Here is a 25,528-nt window from a genome sequence, read left to right as displayed (position 1 = left end):
GCCGGCAAGCCGGCTCCTACGCAAACCTAGCGAGCGAACAGCTGACCGATATCCTTGAACGCCTTGAACTCCAGGGCGTTGCCGCAAGGGTCGAGGAGGAACATGGTCGCCTGCTCGCCGACCTGGCCCTTGAAGCGCACGTAGGGCTCGATGACGAAGGTCGTCTCGCGGCTGCGCAGGCGCTCGGCCAGCGCTTCCCAGTCGGCCCAGCCAAGCACCACACCGAAATGCGGCACCGGCACATCGTGGCCGTCCACCGGGTTGCTGGCGGCCGATTCCTGATAGGCCATCTTCGGTGCTTCATGGATCACCAACTGGTGGCCGAAGAAATTGAAATCCACCCAGTGCTCGCTGCTGCGACCCTCGGCACAGCCGAATACCTCGCCGTAAAAATGCCGCGCGGCGGCCAGGTCATACACGGGAATCGCCAGATGGAAGGGTGCAACGGACATCACGGAATACCTCTGGTTATTGTGTGCAGGGCGGGTGCAACCCGCCATCGATGTTCATTACACCAGCCTATCAACAGCGAAATTGTTCTAAAGCGAATATCCTTGCTCGCAAGCTCAAATAATTTCGATCAATCGAGGGCTCGATGCTGCGCGAACTGAAGACCTTCGTCACCGTCGCCCGTTTGGGCACCTTCGCCGCTGCCGGCCAACAGGTGGGGTTGACCCAGTCTGCGGTCAGCGCGCAGATGCGTGTGCTGGAGCAACACCTCGGCGTTCGCCTGTTCGACCGCAGTGGCCGCGCCGCCGTGCTCAACGCCGCAGGCCGCCACGCCCTGCCGCTGGCCGAGCAGATGCTCGCGCTGTACGCGCAAATGGCGTTGCCGCAGGCCGCCGATCAGTGGCAGGGCGAGCTGCGCGTAGGCGCCATCGCTACCCTGCAGACCGGTCTGCTGGCCGAGGCCCTGCCGCGTTTTCGCCAGTTGGCCCCGCTGGTCGAGCTGAAGCTGGTGCCGGGCGTGTCCTTGCAGCTGTTCAGCCAATTGGATGCCGGCGAGCTGGACCTGGCCCTGTTGATTAAACCGCCGTTCGCCTTGCCCAAGGAAATCCTGGAGGTGCCGCTGGCGCGTGAGCCCTTCGTGCTGATCGCGCCGCTGGACGTGCCGGGTGACGACCCGCTGCGCCTGCTGAGCGAACAGCCCTTCGTGCGTTACGACCGCGCCTCGTTCGGTGGGCGTCAGGTCAGCCGCTTTCTGCGCGAGCACCAGTTGGACGTGCGCGAAGCGCTGGAGTTGGACGAGCTGGAGGCCATCGTGCGGCTGGTAGAAAACGGCATGGGCTTGGCCCTGGTGCCGCGCGCCGGCCTGTGGCTGCAACGGCCGACGCGCCTGCGGGTAATCGAGTTGGGCGAGCTGACGTTTCACCGCGAGCTGGTCGCCCTGGTGCGTCGCGCGCAGCGGCAGCCGGCGCTGGATTGCTTGTTGAGCTGTCTTGAATCGAGAAATTGAAAATGGTTCTCAATAAAAATAATATGCCTCCTTCCTCTTGCCCAAGACCAGGGATGCACGATTGTCGGACTTGGATCTCAAAGGCCTGTTCCAGAAGCATGCCAAGGCCCTGCACAGCTTCCTGCTGCGCAAGAGCCGCGACCCGCAACTGGCCGCCGATCTCACCCAGGAAAGCTTCCTGCGCCTCGCCGAGCAGCGCGGTGGCGAGCGCATCGACAACTCGCCAGCCTATCTCTTTCGCACCGCCAGCAATCTGCTGATCGACCACCAGCGTCAGCAGATCCGGCGCAAGACCGACCTGCTCGGTGAAGATGTGCTGCTCGAGGTCGAGGCCAGTGGCAGCTCGCTGGATGAAATCACCGCTGCCCGCCAGAGCCTCGAGCGCCTGCAGCAAGCCATCGCCGAACTGCCGCCACGCACTCAGGAAATTTTTCGCCTCAACCGTATCGAAGGCCTGACCCACGCCCAGGTGGCGCGCGAGCTGGGTATTTCCGACAGTTCGGTGCAGAAGCACCTGGCTCGCGCCTTGGCGCATGTGATGGAGCGCCTGGTCGAGGTGGACGAGCAGGCATGAAAGGGCATTACGGTAAAATTCGTCGCCGCGCGTCATTACTTAAGACGGGCGTGAGCCATCTGGCCTGCAACGACCTATAACGAGAACCAAGAGTGAGCCTGATTAGCCAAGAACTGCAGCAGCGGAGCATCCGTGAGGCGGCCGCCGAGTGGGCGGTATTGCTCGCCGATGACGCACTCGATGACGGCCAGCGCCAGGCGCTGCAGCAGTGGCTGCAAGCAGATGCCCGACATGCCGAGGCGTTGGCATTCGCCCAGCGTACCTGGGCGGCGCTGGGAGGCTTGCCGGCGGACAAACCGTCGCGACGTCGGGCGGTGCCCGTCGCTCCTTACCTTGCCCGGCATCCTCGGCGGCATGTCCAGTTGCGGCGCTGGGGGGCAGCCGCTTGCCTGGCGTTGCTGCTCGGCGGCCTTGGCCTGAACCAGAGTGAACGCCTGCTGCTGCCGTTGCTGGCCGACCATCGTACGGCCAGTGGTGACGTGCGTAGCCTGACCCTGGCTGATGGCAGTGAAGTGACGCTCGATAGCGCCAGTGCCATCCGCCTGGATTACTCAGCGGGTAAGCGCCGGATCGAACTGCTTGCCGGTGCGGCGATCTTCCAGGTCGCGCCGCAGGCCGACCGGCCTTTCGTCGTCGAGGCAGCCGGCGGCAGTACTCAGGCGTTGGGCACGCGCTTTGTGGTTCAGCGTGAAGCGGGCGCAGGGGCGTTGGTCGGGGTGCTCGAACATGCCGTGCAGGTAAAGGCTGCGGACCAGCAGCGCCGCCTGCAGGAAGGCGACAGCCTACGCTATGACGCCGCCGGTTTGCATGATGCAGTGCTCGATCTGCAGCGCGTCACCAGTTGGCAGCGTGGGCTGCTGGTGTTCGACCGCCAGTCGTTGGGCCAGGTGATCGAGCAGCTCAACCGCTACAGATCGGGTTACATCCTAGTTGGTAGCGAGGCGATTGCGCAGCGCGAGGTCAGTGGTGTTTTTCGCCTCGATGCGCTGGACGATGCCCTGGCCACGCTAACCCGTGAGATGCATTTGCGGCACCGCGAATTGATGGGCGTCAGCCTGATCTACTGAGCCTTTTCGCGATCTGCGAAAAAAGTTTTCCATCGTTTTACTGACTTTCTGTTTGTCAGGCGTCTTTGCTGTTAGTGATTTTCATTACCAACAAAAACAGCCTGGAGCCAGTCGTGAGTCATCGTCGTTGCGTAGTACCACCCACCCTTCGTCGCTACGGCCCTGCGCCGCTGCTTGGCGGTGTCGCACTGGGCGTGGCCATGGCCCTCAGCAGCAGTGTCGTTGCTGCTGAGCCGGCAGGCAAAACGGCGCTCGCCCAGCGCCAGGTGGTGGCGTTCGATATTCCCGCTCAGCCCCTGGATCGCGCTGCTCTGGCATTCGCTGAGCAGGCTGGTGTGCAAGTGTTCTTCGACAGCGCACGGCTGCAGGGTTTTGCCAGCACCGCGCTGAAAGGTCGCTATTCCCTTGATGAGGCTCTCCGCCGCTTGCTCGGCACGGCGCCAGTGGACTACCGCTTCGACGAGGCGCAGCAAGTCACCCTGACCCGTCGTGCTCGCGCCGACGAGCAGACGTTGCAACTGCAGTCCACCACCGTGCAGGGCCAACGGCTCAGCGAGCGCCAGGAGACCTACCTGCAACCGCGCTCGGTGGCGGTGATCGATCGGGAGCAGATCGATCGGCGTCCGCCACGGCATGTCGCCGACATGCTCGAGGAAACCTCCGGCGTCTACACCGCCGTCAACCAGCGTGATCCCGGCCTATCGGTGAACATTCGCGGTGTGCAGGACTATGGCCGGGTCAACATGAACATCGACGGCATGCGCCAGAACTTCAGCGTAAACGGTCATCAGCAGCGCAACGGTGTGATGTTCGTAGATCCCGAGTTCATCTCCAGTGTGGAGATCGACAAGGGCACCAGCGCCGGTATGGGCGGCGCCGGGGTACTGGGCGGCATCGCCTCATTCAACACAGTCGAGGCGCGCGAGTTCCTTGGTGAAGGCAAGGAGTTCGGTGGCCGCCTGCGCGCCGGGCATGGCATCGGCGAACTGGGCAACGGCACCTATTTCAATGGTAGCGCCCTGTTCGCTTTCGGCAACGAGGTCGGTGATGTCTTGCTGGGCGTCAGCGAGCGTCACTTTGGTGATTATCGCGCCGGCACCAATGACAAGGACAATCTGGGTACCCAGATAAACTTGCGCCAATTCTATCCAGCTGCTTGGGAGGACTGGCTGAACTCGGAGGTAGGTGAAATGGACAGCGTGACTCGCTCACGGCTGTTCAAGTTGGGCCTGAACCTGCCGGCAGATCAACGTCTGCAACTGAGCTATATGGAGTACGACACCGACAGCAAGGATGCATGGGTCTATCGCACCAGCGACGGGCAGAGCGTTTATTACCGGCGCAATGGTACGAGTGACGTGATCGCCCGCAACACCGCACTGGACTACAGCTACAGTCCCGACGATGACCTGATCGACTTCAAGGCCAAGCTCTACTACGTCAGCACCCGCCAGGATCGCTGGAATGCCGGCAGCACGGCTAGCCAAAGCAGCGGCAACTGGTACCCGGACTACACGGACAAGTACCGCACCGACACGTGGGGCCTGCAACTGCAGAATACTTCGCGGTTTTACCTGGGTGACGTGCACCAGTTCGCCGTCACCTATGGCAGCGAAGTGTTTCGCGACACCTTCTCGCCCGAAACCACGCGTACGCCATCGACCAACGAAACGGCCTATCCCTATATCAAAGGTGCTACGCCAGAGGGTGAACGCACCATGGCCAGCCTGTTCGGTCAGGTGGTTTACGACTACGACGATTGGCTGACCTTCGATGCCGGGTTGCGCTACGACCGTTATCGTCTCGAGGGCGATACGGGTCTTACGGTATGGATGCTTCCAGAAGGTCAGTTCACCGCCAGCAACAACGTGGAGCGCTCGCTGGTATTCGATGTGGACCGTGAGGAGGGGCGCTTTTCGCCGACGTTGGGAATTGCGGTCAAACCGGGGCTGGACTGGTTGCAGCTCTATACACGCTGGGGTAAAGGCTGGCGCCCGCCGGCGGTGACCGAGGCTTTCATGTCTGGCCGGCCTCATGGTGGCGGTGGGTCGGAACAGGTCTATCCCAATCCTTTCCTCGAGGCGGAGCGTTCGCACAACTGGGAGGTGGGTTTCAACATTTTCAAGGAGTCCCTGCTGCGTGATGGCGATCACCTGGGCATCAAGGTGGCCTACTTCGATACGCGCATCGACAACTTCTCCTTCATGGACGTCAACGTCAGCGTGCCGGGCCGTACGGTCGGTGGTATCGGCCTTGGCCGCTCGGCATATCAAAACAACCAGGAGCAAACCCGCTTTCGCGGTGTCGAGTACAACCTCGATTACGACGCTGGCGACTACTACGGCCGCCTTAGCTACACCCACATGATCGGCAGCAACGACTTCTGCTCGAAAGAATTCTACATGGGCGGTGCCCAGGAGCGCGTTCAGGTGGGCACCGTGCCTGGTTTTATTCAGGTCGGGCCGATCCAGATTCCGGTGCAGGTGCCGCTCTACGAGGCGCAGCCCAATGATGAACTGAACGATCTGATCACCTGCAGCCAGATCATGGGCAACGCTTCCTATATGCCTGCCGATCGCGGTTCGCTGACTCTGGGCATGCGCTTTCTCGACAGGCGCCTGGATGTGGGCGCACGCCTGCGTTACAGCGCCGGCAATGGCGAGAACCTCACCAACCACACCTATTCGCAGATCGACCAGGCGCTCTGGCCGCAATACGAGGTCTATGACCTCTACGCCAGCTACTGGATGACCAGCAGCCTGAACCTGGCGCTATCGATGGAAAACGTCACTGACCAGGCCTACTTCGTCGCCATGGGCGATGCCAACAACCTGTCCCTGGCCCGTGGCCGCACCCTCACCGGGATGCTCGAGTACCGCTTCTGAACGACTCCGGCCCACGGGCCGGGGCAAGGCTTTGCCCGCTTCGGGCAAAGGCGATGGTGCCTGAGGCACCGCCGTCCATCACTCCATGTACAAGAGGATTTGTCATGAGCGTCTCCGTTACTTACAACCCGATTTTCGGCAGCTCCACCATTGATGACTACCTGGCCTTCTGGACTAGCGGTTTCGCTACCGCCGGTCATGGTGAAAGCAACACCGGAGGCTTCAGCAATGGCGTGTTCAGCGGTGATCAGTACGCCACTCATGGTGCCAATGGTTCGGACTACGCCTTCATTGCCGACAGCGATGCCAGTAATGGTCTGAATTACGTGTTCGACTTCACCCTGCCAGCTGGCGATAACCAGAACCACTACCTCTACGGTCAGTTGGACAATATCTCGCTGGGCGAGGTGCTCGGCGGCGGTTCGGGCAGCGATTTCACCCTGAGCAACTACGTGGTCACCTTCAGCGGCCTGGATCTGTCCGCGGCCTTCGGCGCCGGCCGTGTCGGTAACGAAGTGCACGAGACCATCTACGGCCTGATGCAGGGCAACACCGATGCGCTGGAGTCGGTGCTGGACGATCTGTTCGCCGCCTTTGGCGTCTCCACCGACGACACCTTCGACGTGGTCGCCGCTGCCCTGACTGCCGGCCCGTTGAGCACCGGCTCGGCGGAACTGGTCGGCGTACCAGAGCTGGTCGACGATCTGGCCCTGGCGGCCTGATCTTCGGCTGATGAAAAAGGCGGCGGGGAGATCGCTCTCCCGGCCGCCGGCAACGACCGCCGTGGTGCTGGCCTGAACAACTCGCGCCACGGTGGTCGCACGAATTCTCGACAAGTGCTGCCCGCCGCGTCAATCGCGGTGAGCGGCGCTTCTGAGGCGCGACAGCATGCAACCTTCCAACGAAATCCTCGCTGCACTGGCGGCTTGCCGGCGCGGCTTCGTCAGCGTCGGCGCCTTCAGCGCGGTGACCAACCTGCTGATGCTGGCCCCGGCGCTTTACATGCTGCAGGTCTACGACCGCGTGCTGGCCTCCGGCAACCACATGACCCTGGCCATGCTGACCCTGATGGTGCTCGGCCTGTACGCCTTCATGGGGCTGCTGGAGTGGGTGCGCAGCCTGGTGCTCATCCGCCTTGGCGCGCAGATCGACCAGCAGCTTGGCGCACGCATCTACGACGCCACCTTCGATGCCAGCCTGCGCGTCGGCCGTGGCAGCAGCGCGCAACCGCTGAACGACCTGACCAGCCTGCGCCAGTTCGCCACCGGCAATGCCCTGTTCGCTCTCTTCGACGCGCCCTGGTTCCCGCTCTACCTGGCCGTGCTGTTTCTCTTCCATCCCTGGCTCGGCTGGCTGGCGCTGGGCGGCGCGGCGTTGCTGCTGGCGCTGACCTGGGCCAATCAGTGGCTGACTCGCGAGACCCTGGCCGAAGCCGGGCAACTGGCGATCCAGGCGACTCAGGCTGCCAGTGCTCACCTGCGTAACGCCGAGGCGACCGAGGCCATGGGCATGCTGGCGCGCCTGCGTCAGCGCTGGCAGGGCGAGCATGGTCGCTTCCTGCACCTGCAGAACCGCGCCAGCGAGCAGGGCGCGGCGTTCAGCGCGGCGTCCAAGGGCGTGCGCTTGGCGCTGCAGTCGTTGATGCTCGGTCTCGGTGCGCTGCTGGCCGTGGACGGGCAGATCACCGCCGGCATGATGATCGCCGGCTCCATTCTCGCCGGGCGCGTGCTCGCCCCGCTGGATCAACTGATCAATGCCTGGAAGCAGTGGAGCGGCGCGCAGCAGGCCTACCAGCGCCTGTGCGACCTGCTGCGGGCGCAACCGCCGCGTGCCAGCGGCATGAGCCTGCCAGCACCACGCGGCGCGCTGCGCGTGGAGCAACTGTCGGCCTGCTCACCGGGCTCGCGCGCACCGGTACTGGCCGGCGTCAGCTTCGCCCTGGAGGCGGGTCAGCGCCTGGTGGTGCTCGGTCCGTCCGGTTGCGGCAAGTCCAGCCTGGCGCGCCTGCTGGTGGCAGCGCAGATGCCGCTGGCGGGCAAGGTACGCCTGGATGGTGCCGACTTGCAGCAGTGGGACAAGGATGCGCTCGGCCCGCACCTCGGCTACCTGCCGCAGGACGTGCAACTGTTCGCCGGCAGCATCGCCGAGAATATCGGCCGTTTCGCCGAGGTCGAGGCGGACAAGGTCGTTGCCGCCGCGCAGATGGCCGGTGTGCACGAACTGATCCTGCGCCTGCCGCAGGGCTACGACACGCGCCTGGGCGAGGGCGGCGCCGGACTCTCCGGCGGGCAGAAGCAACGCATCGGTCTGGCCCGTGCGGTCTACGGTCTGCCGTCGCTGATCGTGCTCGACGAGCCCGACGCCAACCTCGACGAGGCCGGCGAGCAGGCGCTGCTGGCTGCGCTCGACCGCTTGCGCGAACAAGGTCGCACCCTGGTGCTGGTCAGCCATCGCCCGGCGCTGCTCAAAGGCGCCGATCAACTGTTGCTGCTGCGTGGCGGGCAGATGCAGGCCTTCGGCCCGGCCAGCCGGGTGCTGCAGGAGTTGCAGCAAGCCGTACGGCCGGCCGCGCAGAGCGCACCGGTGCGGCGTGTCGCGCCGACCCTGAACATGAGCTACGGCGCCATGCCGGGAGCTCAGCAATGAGCGCGCCGGCTCCACTTCAGCCCCTGCACGCTGTTGATGCGCGGGCGCCGACGCGGCTCGGCTGGTGGCTGCTGCTTGCCGGTTTCGGTGGTTTCCTCGCCTGGGCTGCACTGGCACCGCTGGACAAGGGCGTGCCGGTGAGCGGCACGGTGATGGTCAGCGGCAATCGCCAGGCGCTGCAGCATCCCACGGGTGGCACGGTGCGGCGCATCCTGGCTCGGGATGGTGATTCGGTGCAGGCCGGCCAGCCCTTGCTGGAGCTGGATGACCAGGCCTTGCAGGCGCAGGCCGAGGCCTTGCGCGCACAGCTGATTGGCAGCCGCGCCAGCGCCGCGCGTCTGGCCGCCGAGCGCGACGGTGCGGCGAGCATCGATTTCGACCCCTGGTCGCTGGCACGTTCGGGTGATGCGTTGGTGCTCGCCAGTCTGGAGCTGCAGCGGCAACTGTTCGCTAGCCGGCATCAGGCCCTGTCCCTGGAGCTCGATGGCCTGGCGCAGAACCTGGCTGGCAACGAGGCGCAACTGGGTGGTCTGCGTGCGCTGCACAACAGCAAGCAAGCCCAGCTGCGCGTGCTCGACGAGCAATTGCTGGGCCTGCGTGAGCTGGCGGCGGACAACTATATCCCGCGCAACCGCCTGCTCGATGTCGAGCGCCAGCGTGCCGAGCTGATCGGTCTGCTGGCCGATGATGCCGGCCGCATCGGCCAGTTGCAGCGGCAGATCGCCGAATTGCGCCTGCGCGCCGCGCAGCGCCGCGAGCAGTTCCAGGAACAGGTACGCAGCCAGTTGGCCGAGACGCAGATCCGTAGCGAAGAGCTGCATCATCACCTGGTCGGGATCGAGGTCGAGTTGCAACGCACCCTGTTGCGTGCACCGGCCAGCGGCCTGGTGGTCGGGCTCAGCGTGTTCACCGAGGGCGGCGTGGTCGCCCCGGGCCAGGCGCTGCTGGAGATCGTCCCGCAGGATCAGCCGCTGCTGGTCGAGGGGCGGCTGAGCCCGGCGTTGGTGGATAAGGTGCACCCTGGCCTGCCGGTTGAGTTGCTGTTCACCGCCTTCGAGCAGCGCACCACGCCGCGTGTCGCCGGCACGGTGGAACTGGTTTCTGCCGACCGCTTGCAGGACGAGCGCAGCGGCGAGCCGTACTACGCCATCCGCATTCGCGTGGGCGAGGACGCCATGCAGCAACTGGCCGGCCTGCACATCCGCCCCGGCATGCCGGTGGAGGCCTTCATCGGCACCGGCGAACGCTCGCTGCTCAACTACTTGTTCAAGCCGCTGCTTGATCGCACTCACCTGGCCTTGGTGGAAGACTGACGATGCGCATGCTCTGTTTCGTCCTGCTGCTGTGTTTCACCTCGCCTGCGCTGGCTGTCGGCCTGCTCGACGCCTATGTCCTGGCGCTGCGCCATGACCCGACCTTCCAGGCCGCCATCGCCGAGCGCGACGCCGGCCTGGAGAACCAGTCGATTGGACGTGCGGGACTGCTGCCGCGCCTGTCGTGGAGCTACAGCAACCAGCGTAATGACTCGCAAGTGACGGCGGGCGAGCAACGCGTCGACCGCGACTATCGCAGTTACGCCTCGGTACTCAGTCTGCAGCAGCCACTGTTCGATTACGCCGCCTGGGCCGACTACCGCCAGGGCGTGGCGCGCACGCTGCTGGCCGACGAGCGCTTTCGCGGGCGTAGCCAGGAGCTGGCGGTGCGTCTGTTCGAGGCCTACAGCCAGGCGCTGCTGAGTGATGAGCGCATCGCACTGGCGCGGGCCCAGCGGCGCGCCCTAGTCGAGCGCTTGCAGCTCAACCAGCGTCTGCTGAGAGCTGGCGAAGGCACCCGCACCGACGAGCTGGAAACCGAGGCGCGCCTGGCCCTGGCCGAGGCCGAGCTTATTCAGGCACGGGATGATCTCGATGTCGCCTTGCGCACACTGGAGAGCATCGTTGGTGAACCCCTGGATAGTGTCGATCTGCTGCCACTGAGCGAGGACTTCACCGTGCAGCCGCTGCAACCGGCGCGTTTTGAGGCCTGGCGTGAGCTGGCCGTCGCCGGCAATGCCGAACTGGCGGCGCAGCGCCAGGCCGTCGAGGTAGCTGCGCGGATGATCGACAAGCAGCGTGCCGGGCACTTGCCGACACTGAGCCTGGTGGCCAGCAGCCGCCTGACCAGTTCCGACTCGGAGAGCAGCTACAACCAGCAGTACGATACCGACAGCATTGGCATTCAACTGAGCGTCCCGCTGTTCGCCGGCGGTGGTGTGTCGGCGGCGACGCGCCAGGCGACGGCGGCCCATTCGCAGGCTGGCTTTGAGCTGGATGCACAGCGGGGCGATGTGCTGACCCGCCTGCGTCAGCAATTCAACCTGTGCAACAGTTCGGGGGCGCGATTGCGTGCCTACCGGCTGGCCGTATCCTCGGCGCAGGCGCTGGTGGAGGCTACGCGCAAGAGCGTGGCCGGTGGTGAGCGGGTCAACCTCGATGTATTGGATGCCGAACAGCAGCTCTATGGCGCCCAGCGCGACCTGGCCGAAGCGCGTCATGGCTACCTGCGTGCATGGTTGCAACTACGTCAGCTGAGTGGCGTGCTGGATGGCTCCGACCTGGAGCGACTGGCGGGATACTTCGACGACCGCGGATTACTGAATGAAGCCGACTGATTCGTCTTTACCTAACCGAACCATTCAGAGGGCTACGTCATGACCGCACCTTCGCAACTTTCCCATCCGCTGCGTTCGCAGCGACTGAACCAGATTACCCACGAGCCGCACAGCCACCTCGACAACCTGGTCAAGAGCCACGATCCGTTCGCTAGCCCGGAGCGGTTTTCCCACTTCGTGGCCGCCCAATATCTGTTCCAGCGCGATCTGGAAAAGCTCTATAACGACCCGCAGCTGATCAAGCTGGTGCCTGATCTGCCGCAGCGCTGCCGTGTCGAGCAGGTCGTGCTGGACCTGGCCGATCTGCAGCGCGCGCTGCCAGAAGGTGATGACTGCATCCGCAACAAGGCCATGGGTACCGGCGAAGCGCTGGCCTGGTTGTTCGTTTCCGAAGGTTCCAAGCTCGGTGCCGCTTTCCTGCTCAAGCGCATGCCGGCGCTGGGGCTGAGCGAGACGTTTGGTGCGCGCCACCTGGCCGAGCCGGAAGGTGGCCGCGCACAGGGTTGGAAAGCGTTTACCGCCGTGCTCGACAGTGTCGAACTGGATGCCGAGCAGGAGCGTCTGGCCGAGGCAGAGGCCATCGCGGCCTTCGAGCGTTTCACCGTACACCTGGAACGCTGCTTTGCCTGAAATCACGCTGGCACGTTCGGCCTGGCAGCGTTGGCTATGGTTGCTGTTGGCCTACCTGAGCATCGGCATGGCCATGCTCGGGGTCATATTGCCGGGCCTGCCCACCACCGAGTTCGTCCTGCTGGCGGCGTGGGCGGCGTCGCGCAGTTCGCCGCGCCTGGCCGCCTGGCTGGAGAATCATCGGGTGTTCGGCCCGCTGCTGCGAGACTGGAAGAACGGCGGCCTGATCGCCCGACGCACCAAGTGGCTGGCTAGTCTGAGCATGCTGGTAGCGCTGAGCATCCTGCTGCTGACGGTCGATCACCTGCCTTCCGTGCTGTTCGCCGCTGCTGGCATGAGTTGCGGCGCGCTGTTCATCTGGACTCGGCCAGAAAAACCCAGAGCCGAGTAGGGTGCGCCGCGCGCACCGACGATTTCGGATGATCGTAGCCCGGATGCAATCCGGGACGGTGGCCAGGTTGCCCCTAGTGCGCACGGCGCACCTTACGGATCACCGAGGGTTGGCCACTACATTCCACGCATAAAAATGCCGCGCAGCTGTGCAGCGGCGCGGCATCGGGTACAGCGAGGGCGGTCAGCGGCGATCAGAACGCCGGGACGACGGCGCCTTTGTACTTCTCTTCGATGAACTGCTTCACCTCGGCACTGTGCAGGGCCTTAACCAGCTTCTGTACGGCGTCGCTGTCCTTGTTGTCAGCGCGGGTCACCAGAATGTTGACGTACGGCGAGTCGCTGCCTTCGATGGCCAGGGCGTCCTGGGTCGGGTTCAGTTTGGCTTCCAGGGCGTAGTTGGTGTTGATCAGGGCGAGGTCGACCTGGCTCAGCACGCGCGGCAGGGTAGCTGCTTCCAGTTCACGCACCTTGATCGCCTTCGGGTTCTCGACGATGTCCTTCGGCGTAGCGAGGATGCCGGCTTCCGGCTTGAGTTTGATCACGCCGGCCTTCTGCAGCAGCAGCAGGGCGCGGCCGCCGTTGGTGGCGTCGTTGGGGATGGCCACGGTGGCGCCTTGCGGCAGTTCGCTCAGGTTCTTGATCTTGCTGGAGTAGGCGCCGAAGGGCTCGACGTGTACGCCGGCGACGCTGACCAGATCGGTCTTGCGGCTGGCATTGAACTCGTCCAGGTACGGTTGATGCTGGAAGAAGTTGGCGTCGAGGTTCTTCTGCTGCACTTGCAGGTTGGGCTGCACGTAGTCGGTGAACACGCGCACCTTCAGCTCCACGCCTTCTTTGGCCAGGGCTGGTTTGACGAACTCGAGAATCTCGGCGTGCGGCACCGGGGTGGCGGCGACGTTGAGGGTTTCGGCCTGGGCCGAGAAGGCCGCGCAAGCGGCGATGGCAGTCAGCAGTTTCTTCATTTCAAGATTCCTTTTGGGAAGGTTGGTGCGGGTCTCGCGGGTGGCGAGTCGCCGCTTTTCATCATTACTTGCGAGAAAAATGTACGACCAGGCGATCACCGACCATCTGCAGTACCTGTACCAGGATCAGCAGCAGGATCACGGTCACGGCCATCACGTCCGGCTGGTAGCGCTGGTAGCCGTAGCGCACGGCCAGGTCGCCGAGGCCGCCGCCGCCGATCAGGCCGCTCATGGCGGTGTAGGACACCAGGGTGATTGCGGTGACGGTAGTGGCCGCGAGCAGGCCGGGCAACGCCTCGGGCAGCAGTGCGCGGGTGATGATCTGCCAGGTGGTGGCGCCCATGGCCTGGGTCGCTTCGATGATGCCGCGCTCGACTTCGCGCAGCGCGGTTTCCACCAGGCGTGCGAAGAACGGCGTGGCACCCACCACCAGCGGCGGGATGGCGCCGGCCACGCCCAACGAGGTGCCGACCAGCAGCTCGGTGAAGGGGATCATCAGAATCAGCAGGATGACGAAGGGCACCGAGCGCAGGATGTTTACCACCAGCGACAGCGCGCCGTACAGAGCCTTCTGCTCGAACAGCTGGCGCGGGCCGGTAAGAAACAGCAGCACGCCAAGCGGCAGGCCAAGCAGCACGGTGAACAGCATCGAGCCGAGCAGCATGTTCAGGGTGTCGAGGCTGGCCTGCCAGATTTCCGGCCAGAACACGTTGGGCAGCAGTTGTTCGAGCATCAGCGCAGTACCTCCAGATGCACGTCGGCGGCTGCGAAGCGCGCCAGCGCGGCATCGATGTCGCCACCGGTCAGGGCCAGGGTGAGCTGGCCGTAAGGCGTGTCCTTGATGCGGTCGATACGCCCGGCGAGGATGCTGTAATCCACGCCAGTCTCGCGGGCCACAGTGCCCAGCAGCGGTGCGTAGGTGGCGTCGCCCTGGAAGGTCAGGCGCAGGATGCGGCCTTCGACATGGGCGAAATCGTCGCGCTGCTCGCTTTCATCGACGTGCTCGGACTCCTGCACGAAACGCTTCGTGGTCGGGTGCTGCGGGTGCAGGAACACCTCGGCCACCGGGCCTTCTTCGACGATCACGCCGGCGTCCATCACCGCCACGCGGTCGCAGACGCGGCGGATCACGTCCATCTCGTGGGTGATCAGCACGATGGTCAGGCCCAGTTCGCGGTTGATCTCGGCCAGCAGGTGCAGCACGGCTGTGGTGGTCTGCGGGTCGAGGGCGCTGGTGGCCTCGTCGCACAACAGGATCTTCGGGCGGGTGCTCAACGCACGGGCGATGCCGACGCGCTGTTTCTGCCCGCCGGAGAGCTGCGCCGGGTATTTCTTCGCATGATCCTGCAGGCCGACGCGGGCCAGCAGTTCGGCCACACGGGTGTCGATTTCGGCGCGGCTCAGCTCGCCGGCCAGGCGCAGCGGCATGGCGATGTTGTCTTCGACGGTCTTCGACGACAGCAGGTTGAAGTGCTGGAAGATCATCCCGACCTGCTGGCGGAAACGGCGCAGACCATTGGCATCAAGGGCGGTGACCTCGACGTCGTCGATCTCGATGCGTCCGCCGGTGGGTTCTTCCAGGCGGTTGATCAGGCGCAGCAGGGTGCTCTTGCCGGCGCCGGAGTGGCCGATGATGCCGAACACCTGGCCGCTGCCGATCTGCAGCGTGGTGGGCTGCAGTGCCGGAATCTCGCGGCCCGCGACGCGGTAGGCCTTGTGGACGGATTGAAACTGGATCACGCGAACGACCTTTTGGGTGTGTTCAAGGGCGGGCCCCCAGGTGGGAGGGCCGGCCGTCGGGCGCCAGGTGGGGCGCAAAAGGGCGCTAGTTTACCCGGCGGTGTTTAGGCCGAGAAAATCTTTGTTGGCCTATGGTTATTACAAAATGGCATTACCGATCAGTAACCGGCATCAGCTGCGCTTCGGGCTCAGCAGCAGGCGTGGTACCTGCTGCGGGGCGATCTTCTGGCTCAACTGCGGACGGAAACTCGGGTCGAGTTTCTTGATACGCGCCGAGAGCAGTGCGGCGACCCAGGGGTAATCCTTGGCCTCGCGTACTTCGATGCGCACTGCGCAGCGAAAGGTCACCACGTCGGCGGCCACGCTATCGAGCAGGCGGCGCAGGTTTTCGTTGTCCTGGCTGTCCAGCATAGGCATCGTCACGATGCTGGTGGCGGCGTTCGGATCGATCAGGCGTGCTGTGGGTTTGCTCTCGATCACGGGTGTCGGCTGGCTTACGGCTGCCGGAGCGGTTGCTGCCTTGGCGGCAGCCTGGCGCTCACTGGCCAGGCGCTGCTGGCGCAGTTGCTCCTGACGCTCGGCATCGAGCTTGGCGGCGGCATCGCGGGCCTGTTGCTCGGCGGCGGCCTGGCGCGCCGTACGTGCGCCGTCGATGGCCTGGTTGAGGTCATGACTCAGGGCCGGCGCCTGCGGCATCAGGCTGCGGGCCTGGCCCAGCGCCTGCGCGGCACGATCCAGATTGCCCTGTTGCAGCGCTTCGCGACCCTGCTCCATATAGGCCTCGGCCAGTTGGCGCTGGTATTGCTCCAGGCGTGTGTCGCGGCTGGCACGTTGCTGGAGCGTGCTGAGCTGGCTACGCGCGTCGTCGAGGCGCTCCTCGGCCAGGCTCAGGTCGAGCTGGCGGAAGGCGACGACCAGGTCGTCGACCGGCGGCAGGCTGTGCTGCTGGCTGCTCTGGCAACCGGCCAGAAGTAGAACCAGAAAAAGCGGAAGACCACGAAAAGCGAACGACTTCATGACTGCGCGTCTCGAATTGTGCAAAAAACGCGCAATCATACAGGTTCGTACCGCTGATTTCACCTCGATCGGTCGCGCGTAGCCCGGATGCAATCCGGGGAAACGTGGTGGAGCACTCCCGGATTGCATCCGGGCTACGCAGAGCGCGCCGTCAGCCGCTGCGCTTGGGTAATGCAAAGCTGGCCAGGAACAACGCCGCGGCGCTGACCACGATGGACGGCCCGGCCGGTGTGTCCTGATACCAGGACAGCGCCAGGCCGCAGCACACCGCCAGCAGGCCGAGCAGGCTGGCGCCCACGGCCATCTGCTCCGGCGTGCGCGCGTGGCGCTGGGCGGCGGCGGCGGGGATGATCAGCAAGGAGGTGATCAGCAGCACGCCGACAATCTTCATCGCCACCGCGATGACCACGGCAATCAACAACATCAGCGCCAGGCGAATCGCCGCCACCGGCAAACCTTCGACCCGCGCCAACTCCTCGTGCACGGTGATCGCCAGCAGCGGCCGCCACAGCCAGGCCAGCAATGCCAGCACCAGCGCGCTGCCGCCGATGATCCAGGCCAGGTCGGTATGGCTGACGGCGAGCAGGTCGCCGAACAGGTAGCTCATCAGGTCGATGCGTACGTCATGCATGAAGCTCAACGCCACCAGGCCCAGCGACAGGGTGCTGTGGGCGAGGATGCCGAGCAGGGTGTCGGAGGCCAGCGGCTGGCGCTGTTGCAGGGTCACCAGCAGCACGGCGAGCAGCACGCAGCCGACGGTCACGGTGAGGGTCGGGCTGATATCGAGCATCAGGCCCAGCGCTACGCCGAGCAGGGCCGCATGGGACAGGGTGTCGCCGAAATAAGCCATGCGCCGCCACACCACGAAGGAGCCGAGCGGGCCGGCCACCAGGGCCAGCGCCAGGCCGGCGAGCAGGGCGTTGAGAAGAAAATCGGGCATCTAGTGTTTGCAACCTGGGCCGTGAACGTGGGCCGGGCCGTGGATGGTCAGGCCGGGCTTGACCACGCCGCCATGCAGGTCGTGATCGTGGTCGTGATGGTGGTGGTACACGGCCAGGCTCTTGGCGTCCTGGCCGAACAGCTCGATGAAGGCCGGGTCGCCGCTGACCTGCTCCGGGTGGCCGGAACAGCACACGTGACGGTTGAGGCAGACCACCTGATCGGTGGCGCTCATCACCAGGTGCAGGTCGTGCGACACCATCAGCACGCCGCAGCCATGGCGCTCGCGCAGCCGCGAGATCAGTCGGTACAGCTCGGCCTGGCCAGCGACGTCGACGCCCTGCACCGGCTCATCGAGCACCAGCAGTTGTGGCTCGCGCAGCAGGGCGCGGGCCAGCAGTACGCGCTGCATCTCGCCACCGGAAATGCTCTGCAGCGGGCTGTCGATCACCTGTTCGGCGCCGACCTCGGCCAGCGCCGCCAGCGCGCGAGTGCGATCGACACCTGGCACCAGGCGCAAAAAGCGCAACACCGACAAGGGCAGGGTGGCATCGACATGCAGCTTCTGCGGCATGTAGCCGATGCGCAGACGTGGTGTCCGGCGCACGCTGCCACGGTCGGGCTGGAGCAAACCGAGCACCACGCGCACCAGCGTGGTCTTGCCGGCGCCGTTGGGGCCGATCAGGGTGACGATTTCGCCGGGCTGTACGCTCAGCTGCACGTCATCCAGCACGGGCTGGCCGTTGAAGCTGACAGCGACCCCGTCGAGACGGATCAGCGCGTCGCTCATGCCGCGCCCTTGCAGCCTGCGCAGAGGCCGACCACTTCCACGGTCTGGCTTTCGACGACGAAACCGACGCCCGCCGCGCCATCGACGATGGCCTGGCTGATCGCCGGTTGCTCCAGCTCGGTCGCCGCATGGCACTCGCGGCAGATCAGGAACTGGCCCTGATGCGCGTGCTCCGGGTGACTGCAGCCGACGAAGGCGTTAAGTGATGCGATGCGGTGCACCAGGCCGTTTTCCAACAGGAAATCCAGTGCGCGGTACACCGTGGGTGGCGCTGCGCGGCGGCCATCTTCGTCGCTCAGCACGCCGAGGATGTCATAGGCGCCTAGCGGCTTGTGGCTGGCCCACACCAGCTCCAGCACGCGCTTGCGCAGCGCGGTCAGGCGCAGGCCCTGGCGCGCGCAGATGGCTTCTGCCTCGGCCAGGGCATGGCTGACGCAGCGGGAGTGGTCGTGAGGGCGTGCAGCCAGGGGTGTTTCGGTCATGGGCAAGGACGGCGCTGATAAGAGACGTTATTATGTTACCCGTTCAGGGCGTCTCTAAAAACTACCTGCGTTGCCATCGCTGCGTTAAAAACAGGCTTAAAATGCTCATTTACAGCTTGTGAACTGCGCTTTCGCCCTACTGGCCAGCCTTCGGCTGTTACTCCCGTTGGTCGTTTCGCCTGTTTTTGCGGGGCCGCCATCGGTATTGCGCTGACTGCCTCGCCTACGTTTCTAGAGATGCCCTTCAATTCCATTCGAGTATGCCCCGTGTTGCGTCTTTTCTGTCTCTTTACCCTGTTTTTCGTCGCCAGCGCTCAGGCCGAAGTGCGCGTCCTGACCAGTATCAAGCCGCTGCAACTGATCGCCGCGGCGGTGCAGGATGGCGTTGGTCAGCCTGAGGTGTTGCTGCCACCGGGCGCTTCGCCGCACCACTATGCGTTGCGCCCATCCGACGTACGGCGAGTGCGTGATGCCGACCTGCTGTACTGGATCGGCCCGGACATGGAGGCCTTTCTGCCGCGCGTGCTGAGCAGCCGTGACAAGCCCCAGGTGGCCGTGCAGGATCTGCCCGGCATGACCCTGCGTCACTTCGGTGATAGCGAGCACGAACACGATAATGACCACGAGAACCACGATCACGCCCATGAGCATGCCGCTGACGACCTCGGCCATGACCACGATCACCGCCCGGGTAGCCTGGATGCGCACCTGTGGTTGGCTGCCGCTAACGCCAAGGTCATCGCCGCGCGCATGGCGGCAGACCTAAGCAAGCTGGATGCCGCCAACGCCGAGCGCTACGCTGCCAACCTGAAAGCCTTCGACGCGCGCCTGGACGCGCTCGACGGCCGTATCCGCGCGCAATTGGCCGCCTTGCAGGGCAAGCCGTATTTCGTCTTCCACGAAGCCTTCGATTACTTCGAGGCCGCCTATGGCCTCAAGCACGCTGGGGTGTTCAGCGTGCTGACTGAGGTACAGCCGGGTGCGCGACATGTCGCTGCGATGCGCGAGCGTCTGCAGCAGACCGGCCCGAGCTGCGTGTTCAGTGAACCACCATTGCGCCCACGCCTGGCCGAAACCCTCACCGCTGGCTTGCCGGTCAAACTGGCGGAACTGGACGCCCTGGGCGGCACCTTGCCGGTCAACGCCAGCGGTTACGAGCAGTTGCTGGAGAGTCTGGCTGGCGGTCTGACCGAGTGCCTGAATAGCTTGTGAGATCTTTGGCTTCGTGAAGGTTTTTCACGTAGCCCGGATGCAATCCGGGAGTGATAGCAACGGCCCCGGATTGCATCCGGGCTACAACTAATCGAACGTCCTGCCCCGTGGGAGGGGCTTCAGCCGCGACCCGCCGAGCTACGAACTGTAACCACCGCCTCGTTGCCGCCCGCATGCGCAAACCACTAGGCTTGCGCTTTTGCCGCGAGCGCCCGCCATGTCGCCCACTGCACCTCGCCCGTCCAACGCCACGCTGGTGCTGCTGGCCTCGCTCTATTGTGCTCAGGGTTTGCCATCCGGGCTGATCGCCCACTCGCTACCGGTGCTGCTGCGCCAGCATGGCGTCGACCTGGCGCTGATCGGCCTGCTCAAGCTACTGGCGCTGCCCTGGTTGCTCAAAGTCTTATGGGCGCCCTGGATCGACCGTCTGGCTTCACCTCGACTGGGCCACCACCGTGGCTGGATTCTGCCGCTGCAAAGCGGGGTGATTATCTGTGTCGCCGCGTTGGCGCTACTCGCCCCGCAGACATTGTTCGGCTCCGGCCTGTGGTTGTTGCTCGGCTTGCTGCTACTGATTAACCTGCTGGCCTCGACCCAGGACATCGCCACCGACGGCCTCACCGTGCGCTTGCTACCCGAGCGCTGGCGCGGCCTGGGCAACAGCCTACAGGTCGGTGGCTACAAGGTCGGTATGATCGTCAGTGGCAGTGGCCTGCTGCTGGTGATCGACCCGCTGGGCTGGAACCTGGCCGTGGGACTGTTGGCCGGTCTGATCCTGCTGATGACCGTGCCGATCTGGCTGTTTCCCGAGCGCCGCGTGTTGCCGTTCCAGCCTGCTCTGGCTGAAAACGCCCTCGGCCCTCGTCTGCTGTTCGACCACTACCGTGGCCTGTTGGCGCAACCCGGCATGCTGCTGTGGTTGGCGGTGGTACTGACCTTCAAATTGGGCGACTCGCTGGGCTCGCCGATGATCAAGCCGATGCTGGTGGATCAGGGCTGGAGCACCGGGGAGCTTGGCCAACTGACGTTGATCAGCAGCCTGGCCGGCATCGGCGGCGCCTTGCTCGGCGGCCTGCTCTACGCCCGTATCGGCGTGCTGCGCGCGCTGATCCTGTTCGGTGCCCTGCAGGCCGTCGGCATCGCCGCCCTGGCCTTGTTGGTGGGGCAGGGCGCCAATAACGGGCTGGTCTACGCCGTGACCCTGTTCGAACAGGTGGCCGACGGTATGTCCACTGTCGCCCTGTTCGCCGCGATGATGCGCATGTGCCGCCCCGAACATGAAGGCGCCGACTTCACCCTGCAGGCCTCGGTACAGTTGCTGCTGTCCGGCTTCGTCGGGGCCAGCAGCGGGGTGCTGGCCAAGGCGTTGGGGTATGAGGGGTTGTTTGTCGTTGCGGGCGGATTGGGGATGTTGGTGTTACTCGTCGTGCTAGTACATGGGCGCCATTCTCAGAAAATACAGCGGCATACAATTAATGCTCAAAGCTGAAGCAACACATCTGCTTAATTTGAATTGTTTTGATCTGATAGAGATATAAAGATCATCCTCGTCCTTGCAATCGAGAAAGTTACGCATACCGGTTGGAAGTTGTGCATCGATATCCTGCCTGGGCCCCTGATGGGCATAGGCAAGTGGGGCAGCTGCGGTTGGCGTCCTGCGGCCATTTGTCAGGGATGGCCGTGCTGCGGTAGGCGGATGGTGAGTCGAGGGGGTAGGTATATCCATTGCCTTGCATTAGCCACGATGAATGGCATCGAAATCATCGGCTTTAGGAGTGGCTGCTATGCCCTTGGCTTCCTGGCTGCGGTAATAGGTTTCAATGCTCAGGCTGGGATCGATCTTTGCCTGCAGGATGCAGGGCTGTTGTTGCCATTTGTAGTCGCGATTACGGGCCATGGTCTCGGCTCTGCCACGACGCTCCCAGGCGCGATAGGGCATGTCACGCCAGCGACGAGGTGGGCGGCCCTGCTGTTGATCATGGGCGGCAGTAACCGGATCCAGGTGGCGGAACTGTTCGAGTAGAGGCAGATCCGGCAGGGGTTGGGTGACGTCCATGTAGCGCTGCAGGCTGTCCCAGAATGCCAGGGATTCTTCGAGGTTCATGCCGAGTGACTGGAGCTTGCCGCCCAGTGCGACCTGGACATCGCAGTAACGGTGATGCAGCCAGATGGCGAAACCGCTATTGCCATGAGGGCCTGGACGAAATTCCAGGGTGGCGTCGAACTCGTAGAGTGGCGCCGAGAAGGGTTTGCGCCAAAAGCGACCGATGGTGAGCATGCCGGTCTGGCGATTGAAACCGCTGCCATCATGGACAAAGACGCGCAAATAAAGATCCTGCAGGTAATCCCAGCCGATCAGCCCCATAAAGACGCTGAAGGCCATGGCTGTACATAGCCACAATAAATCTTGGTCAAATCCATAAAAAAAGAAAACTAAAAGGGTTACCAATAATGCAGATATTAATCCGCAAGTGCTTTGGATTAAATATTTTTTTATGTTGGGCGTGTCGGTCCACATGTAATACGCGCTAAGCCCCATCATTACGATAGAGAGCACACAAATTGCAAGTGAGAGAAATATGAATGCACCGTAGCGGTCATTTTTAATTTGCGACTCAAATAGAGGGAATATTCCTGAGCCGACAGCTATAACCCAGAAAAGCCACGGAGCAAATAAAATCGACCACCATTTCAAATATGGGATCAAAATCATCCATTTGCTGGAGTTTTCGAATTTCCAGCGTTTATGGTTGATATAAAGATCGTCCTCTCCCTTGCCGTCGAGAAAGTTACGCATACCGGGTTGAAGTTGCGCATCAATATCCTGCCAAGGCTCTAGATGGGCATAGTGTCCCCAGCGCAGCGGTGTGCGAGTGGGGCCGCTACGGTTGGCCTCCTGCGGCCATTTGTGTGGCGGCTGGGCAGGGATGGCCGTGCTGCGGTAGGTGGACGGGGCGTAGTGATCTGATGGGGCAGGCGCATTCATTGGTCGGTGAAGTCTCGTTTGCTGATCAGCCAGTAAGCGGCTTCATCAAGGGTTTCCAGGTCGATAGGCGTGCCTGCGCTATAGGGCTTCCATTGACGTGGAGTGGGTTGCGGGAGAGTGATGCGGTTATAGCCGGGGAAGGGGTCGTTGGCATAGCACATGGCTTCCCCCAGGTGGAATTGCGCACAGACTTTCAGGCTGTATTGGATGGTATGCAGATTACGGCGTGGATCGCGTTGGGCAATCATCTGGTGCATCCCGGGCAACACGAACAGCAGGCGATTGTCTTTCAGCAGCACCGCTCCCAGCTTCTCCTTATCGATTTTGATGGGGTGCTGGTTGTTCCAGCCTGAGGCACGGCTACGGGTACGCAGACGCTCCCAGGCTAGCAGGTTGAAGTCCAGGCCATTACGGAACTGGCCGAGCAGTGGACTGGCAATCTCCACCACCCAGTCCCCGGCGCCCAGTACGACACGCTGCTCCTGCTGGCTCACTTGCAGGCGCTGGCGATCATCTTCGCTGGCTTGTTCTAGCCACTGTGCCATGCGTTCGATACGGACGATAGGAGCGCCCATGATACCGAGCAGTTGCTGGTAGGCCTGAAGAGGGTCATTCATTTGCTCCAGACGCTGCTGGCGACCAAACGGCCCGTGCTTGATAGCCTGCTCCAGCGGGCTGGCCGGCATCGGCGGCGCCTTGCTGGGCGGCCTGCTTTACGCCCGCATTAGCGTGCTGCGTGCGCTGATCCTGTTCGGCGCCCTGCAGGCCGTCGGCATCGCCGCCCTGCAGGCCCCGGCACAGTTGCTGCTGTCCGGTTTCGTCGGGGCCAGCAGCGGGGTGCTGGCCAAGGCGTTGGGGTATGAAGGGCTGTTCGTCGGAGCGGGGGTGTTGGGGATGCTGGTGTTGGGGGGCGTGCTGATGCATGCGCGCCGTACTCAAGGCTGAGAACGGTGCGGCCTGACCAGGGACCAGTCTCAGGCGTTAGTCGGTGCAGGTTCGCTCAGGCCCTGAAGCGATTTCTTCGCGCCGAGAATACCGATGACGCCGACGGGGACGAATGGCACACAGCCGACGATAAACAAGATGGCACCCAGTTTGGTCTTGTCGAGCATGACCAGCAGCATGCCGACCAGGTTCAACGCCAAAAATGGCAGCATCCAGACGAACAGGCCTTCATAGCGGGGTTCCATGCTGATCCAGATCACCGCGAGCAGGTGAATGACAGCGCCCAGCGGCATTTTGAAGTCCATCTTGTTCATGCGTTCCTTCCTTGAGTGTGTTGTTGGAGGTTGAGCTTGGTTGTCTGCAATCAATCGGCATAACGCACATGGCGATCCATCAGGTTGAGGCGGCCAGTAATGTCATAGGCGTTGACCCGGCCCAGGTTCTGCATCAATTGCGCCTCCCAGGTCTTATCGTCCATATCCCGCCAGTAGCGCTCGGGGCGAGCCGTGCGGCGGTCATGTGCCGCCGTGGTCGGGTCGTTCGCACGGTGTTTCTCGAACAGCGGGATATCCGGCAGCGGGCGGCCAATGTCCATGTAGTTCTGCAGAAAGTCCCAGGCGGCGAAGTGCGGCGACATGCTGGAGTCCTTGGGCACGATAGGGAAAAGATTGATAGACAGGTCGTGATAGCGATGCACCAGATGCAGTTGATGCCAGATCAGCCCCTGGCGGTCGGGGCCGCTACTGATATAGGCATCGAACTCATAAAAGGGGTAGGTGAACTCGCCGATGGTGCCGCTGCGTTTGTACTCGCCCATATTGTCGTAATCGAAGATGGTGACCATGCCGGTGCGGCGGTTGAACTCCCAGAGCGGGCCTTTGGAAGGGCGAACGGCCCAGTTGGTAAGCTTGTGAACAACTAGGGAGCCTATGGCCCAGCAGGCGAGGGGAACCGTCAGATACCATGTTGTTTCTTTGGCGAACATCCATAAGTTGGTCGTGAACTCGCCATCAAGAACCCAAGATAGCCACGCCCAGATTACTGGAGATAAAAGTGCCATCACCCAAAAAACAAAGCGCCCCCCCCCCCATAGATAAAACCAGAACAGGCTGCGTTTGGAGAGTGACGCATGTCGATAGCGTTCGTGATCGATGACCTGGTGGTAATCCAGCAGTTCGTAGGCTTCTCGTTGCTCCTCCCCTGTTTCCAGCGCGTGCTCGTAGCGTTCGACATCTCGTAGACCGGCGGGGGATGTATGGCTCAGCATGCTATGGGGCACGATGTCCTCGGTATGCCCCCAGGGCAGGCGCGAGTTGCCAAAGCGGAACAACCAACTGCGCTTGGTCGCTGCTGGCTGGTCGGGAATGCGCGCTGGCTGGTAGGCGCTTGGGCTGTAGTGGGCAGTCATGGGCATCCTTACGGCTGGCTGTCCGAATGGGTCTGTTCATCGGCCCAGAAGGGCTGCTCAGCCTTGTCGCCGGTTCCGTCCTTGAGCTTTTAGCCAAGCTTTGCGCTCGCCCGGCCGTGCTGATTGAAGTGGTATCTACTCATTGTCACCGCACTTGCTTTGACTTAATCATTCATAGCACTCGAATCCGACTGCGATATTAGCGGGTCGGTAGAGGGCTAGTCGTTGCTGTGCTGGTCGTGCTTATTCGAGGCGGGCTGTTCACTCTTTGCTCTGGCCTCGGCAGCAGCACGGTTGCGGGCTCTCTTGCCCTTGCCTTTGGTTTTTACTGGAGCGGCATCTGCCGGGCTCTGGAAAGCAGCCAAAGGACTCTTGAAATATTCGGGGAAGCTCAAGCCAGTGGTGAACGCCGCGTTGATCGCGGCACTTTGGCTCAGCAGCTCGTCGCTGGGCTTGGTCCATTGTTCGGGGGGCAAGGGTTTTGACCATTCACGCACGGCTTTGGGGAAGCCAGCCTTGGGCAGGCGCTCGAACCATTCGCCGATATAGCAGGGAATAGTCCAGCCCGTGAAGAGCTGCAGCAGCCACCATCCGCTGTAGCTGATAACGCCATGGCATTCCTTGTAGGTATCGCGGGCGAAGTAGAAATATTCCAGCGTGCCTTCTTCATGTTCCCGTGGTGGTGTCGGTGGCAGCGCTGACGGGCCTTGCTCCATATACACGCGCAGTGCTTCCCACTCGCTGAC

The 25,528-nt window shown here is 63.3% G+C and carries 24 protein-coding genes and 2 pseudogenes; 13 read left to right on the top strand and 13 right to left on the bottom strand.

Annotated elements, in window-relative coordinates:
* Window positions 1-26: 26 nt before the first annotated feature.
* The gene (locus BM059_RS10575; protein WP_037005552.1) at window positions 27-452 is read right to left on the bottom strand and encodes a VOC family protein; all 426 of its coding nucleotides are present in this window, start codon (window positions 450-452) and stop codon (window positions 27-29) included.
* Window positions 453-595: 143 nt separating this feature from the next.
* Here BM059_RS10575 and BM059_RS10570 point away from each other — a divergent pair, with 143 nt between their 5' ends.
* From BM059_RS10570 to BM059_RS10525, 10 genes are all read left to right on the top strand, one after another.
* Window positions 596-1,456, top strand: a complete 861-nt coding sequence (locus BM059_RS10570) for a LysR family transcriptional regulator (RefSeq protein ID WP_074938525.1) — start codon at window positions 596-598, stop codon at window positions 1,454-1,456.
* A gap of 61 nt (window positions 1,457-1,517) precedes the next feature.
* Entirely contained in the window at window positions 1,518-2,030 is a 513-nt protein-coding gene (locus BM059_RS10565; RefSeq protein ID WP_074938522.1) for an RNA polymerase sigma factor, read from the top strand.
* A gap of 101 nt (window positions 2,031-2,131) precedes the next feature.
* Window positions 2,132-3,097: a FecR family protein gene (locus BM059_RS10560; RefSeq protein ID WP_394328005.1), complete on the top strand. Its 966-nt coding sequence runs from the start codon at window positions 2,132-2,134 to the stop codon at window positions 3,095-3,097.
* 200 nt (window positions 3,098-3,297) lie between these two features.
* The gene (locus BM059_RS10555; RefSeq protein WP_083413271.1) at window positions 3,298-5,982 is read left to right on the top strand and encodes a TonB-dependent receptor; all 2,685 of its coding nucleotides are present in this window, start codon (window positions 3,298-3,300) and stop codon (window positions 5,980-5,982) included.
* 104 nt (window positions 5,983-6,086) lie between these two features.
* Complete coding sequence (locus BM059_RS10550) at window positions 6,087-6,704, top strand: heme acquisition protein HasA (RefSeq protein ID WP_037005555.1); 618 nt, start codon at window positions 6,087-6,089, stop codon at window positions 6,702-6,704.
* A gap of 166 nt (window positions 6,705-6,870) precedes the next feature.
* Entirely contained in the window at window positions 6,871-8,628 is a 1,758-nt protein-coding gene (locus BM059_RS10545; protein ID WP_074938519.1) for a type I secretion system permease/ATPase, read from the top strand.
* Entirely contained in the window at window positions 8,625-9,941 is a 1,317-nt protein-coding gene (locus BM059_RS10540; RefSeq protein ID WP_074938516.1) for an HlyD family type I secretion periplasmic adaptor subunit, read from the top strand. The genes BM059_RS10545 and BM059_RS10540 overlap by 4 nt, the downstream gene beginning before the upstream one ends.
* A gap of 2 nt (window positions 9,942-9,943) precedes the next feature.
* Window positions 9,944-11,278, top strand: coding sequence for a TolC family outer membrane protein (locus tag BM059_RS10535; protein ID WP_074938513.1), 1,335 nt, complete (start codon window positions 9,944-9,946; stop codon window positions 11,276-11,278).
* Window positions 11,279-11,317: 39 nt separating this feature from the next.
* Window positions 11,318-11,908 carry a biliverdin-producing heme oxygenase gene (locus tag BM059_RS10530; protein ID WP_074938510.1) on the top strand — a complete coding sequence of 197 codons (591 nt, stop codon included), beginning with the start codon at window positions 11,318-11,320 and terminating at the stop codon, window positions 11,906-11,908.
* Window positions 11,901-12,299: a YbaN family protein gene (locus BM059_RS10525; protein ID WP_037005560.1), complete on the top strand. Its 399-nt coding sequence runs from the start codon at window positions 11,901-11,903 to the stop codon at window positions 12,297-12,299. Before BM059_RS10530 ends, BM059_RS10525 begins: the two co-directional genes overlap by 8 nt.
* A 193-nt stretch (window positions 12,300-12,492) precedes the next feature.
* On the opposite strand, the gene BM059_RS10520 is transcribed toward BM059_RS10525, so the two are convergent.
* The 7 genes from BM059_RS10520 to zur form a co-directional block, all read right to left on the bottom strand.
* Window positions 12,493-13,263: a MetQ/NlpA family ABC transporter substrate-binding protein gene (locus tag BM059_RS10520; protein ID WP_074938508.1), complete on the bottom strand. Its 771-nt coding sequence runs from the start codon at window positions 13,261-13,263 to the stop codon at window positions 12,493-12,495.
* A gap of 64 nt (window positions 13,264-13,327) precedes the next feature.
* The gene (locus tag BM059_RS10515) at window positions 13,328-13,996 is read right to left on the bottom strand and encodes a methionine ABC transporter permease (protein ID WP_012020239.1); all 669 of its coding nucleotides are present in this window, start codon (window positions 13,994-13,996) and stop codon (window positions 13,328-13,330) included.
* Window positions 13,996-15,003 (bottom strand): methionine ABC transporter ATP-binding protein, encoded by a 1,008-nt coding sequence (locus tag BM059_RS10510; protein ID WP_074938505.1) that lies wholly within the window; start codon window positions 15,001-15,003, stop codon window positions 13,996-13,998. Before BM059_RS10510 ends, BM059_RS10515 begins: the two co-directional genes overlap by 1 nt.
* A gap of 171 nt (window positions 15,004-15,174) precedes the next feature.
* Window positions 15,175-16,020: a PA5502 family lipoprotein gene (locus BM059_RS10505; protein WP_074938501.1), complete on the bottom strand. Its 846-nt coding sequence runs from the start codon at window positions 16,018-16,020 to the stop codon at window positions 15,175-15,177.
* A gap of 151 nt (window positions 16,021-16,171) precedes the next feature.
* Window positions 16,172-16,960: a zinc ABC transporter permease subunit ZnuB gene (znuB, locus tag BM059_RS10500; RefSeq protein ID WP_074938499.1), complete on the bottom strand. Its 789-nt coding sequence runs from the start codon at window positions 16,958-16,960 to the stop codon at window positions 16,172-16,174.
* Window positions 16,961-17,749: a zinc ABC transporter ATP-binding protein ZnuC gene (znuC, locus tag BM059_RS10495; RefSeq protein WP_074938498.1), complete on the bottom strand. Its 789-nt coding sequence runs from the start codon at window positions 17,747-17,749 to the stop codon at window positions 16,961-16,963. It lies immediately after the preceding gene.
* Window positions 17,746-18,231 (bottom strand): zinc uptake transcriptional repressor Zur, encoded by a 486-nt coding sequence (gene zur / locus BM059_RS10490; RefSeq protein WP_037001455.1) that lies wholly within the window; start codon window positions 18,229-18,231, stop codon window positions 17,746-17,748. Before zur ends, znuC begins: the two co-directional genes overlap by 4 nt.
* 267 nt (window positions 18,232-18,498) lie before the next feature.
* Between zur and znuA the strand changes: the two genes are divergently transcribed.
* Together znuA and BM059_RS10480 are read left to right on the top strand one after the other, a co-directional pair.
* On the top strand, window positions 18,499-19,443 hold the full coding sequence (gene znuA, locus BM059_RS10485; protein ID WP_074938496.1) for a zinc ABC transporter substrate-binding protein ZnuA: 945 nt from the start codon (window positions 18,499-18,501) through the stop codon (window positions 19,441-19,443).
* Between the two features lie 217 nt (window positions 19,444-19,660).
* The gene (locus BM059_RS10480) at window positions 19,661-20,932 is read left to right on the top strand and encodes an MFS transporter (protein ID WP_074938494.1); all 1,272 of its coding nucleotides are present in this window, start codon (window positions 19,661-19,663) and stop codon (window positions 20,930-20,932) included.
* A 246-nt stretch (window positions 20,933-21,178) separates the two neighbouring features.
* On the opposite strand, the gene BM059_RS25625 is transcribed toward BM059_RS10480, so the two are convergent.
* Window positions 21,179-22,429, bottom strand: a complete 1,251-nt coding sequence (locus tag BM059_RS25625) for an MATE family efflux transporter (RefSeq protein ID WP_244154405.1) — start codon at window positions 22,427-22,429, stop codon at window positions 21,179-21,181.
* Window positions 22,426-23,046, bottom strand: coding sequence for a hypothetical protein (locus tag BM059_RS10470; RefSeq protein ID WP_139220728.1), 621 nt, complete (start codon window positions 23,044-23,046; stop codon window positions 22,426-22,428). The genes BM059_RS25625 and BM059_RS10470 overlap by 4 nt, the downstream gene beginning before the upstream one ends.
* Window positions 23,047-23,098: 52 nt before the next feature.
* Between BM059_RS10470 and BM059_RS10465 the strand changes: the two are divergent.
* A pseudogene (locus tag BM059_RS10465) lies at window positions 23,099-23,374 on the top strand (MFS transporter); the annotation flags it as partial.
* Between the two features lie 29 nt (window positions 23,375-23,403).
* Here the strand turns inward: BM059_RS10465 and BM059_RS10460 are convergent.
* The 3 genes and pseudogenes from BM059_RS10460 to BM059_RS10450 form a co-directional block, all read right to left on the bottom strand.
* Complete coding sequence (locus BM059_RS10460; protein WP_074938490.1) at window positions 23,404-23,688, bottom strand: hypothetical protein; 285 nt, start codon at window positions 23,686-23,688, stop codon at window positions 23,404-23,406.
* Window positions 23,689-23,738: 50 nt separating this feature from the next.
* Entirely contained in the window at window positions 23,739-24,782 is a 1,044-nt protein-coding gene (locus BM059_RS10455) for a hypothetical protein (RefSeq protein ID WP_074938488.1), read from the bottom strand.
* A gap of 218 nt (window positions 24,783-25,000) precedes the next feature.
* A pseudogene (locus tag BM059_RS10450) lies at window positions 25,001-25,528 on the bottom strand (hypothetical protein); the annotation flags it as partial.

This window comes from Ectopseudomonas composti (genome assembly GCF_900115475.1).
Lineage (GTDB): Bacteria > Pseudomonadota > Gammaproteobacteria > Pseudomonadales > Pseudomonadaceae > Aquipseudomonas > Aquipseudomonas composti.
This window is presented reverse-complemented; position numbering and strand designations above follow the sequence as displayed.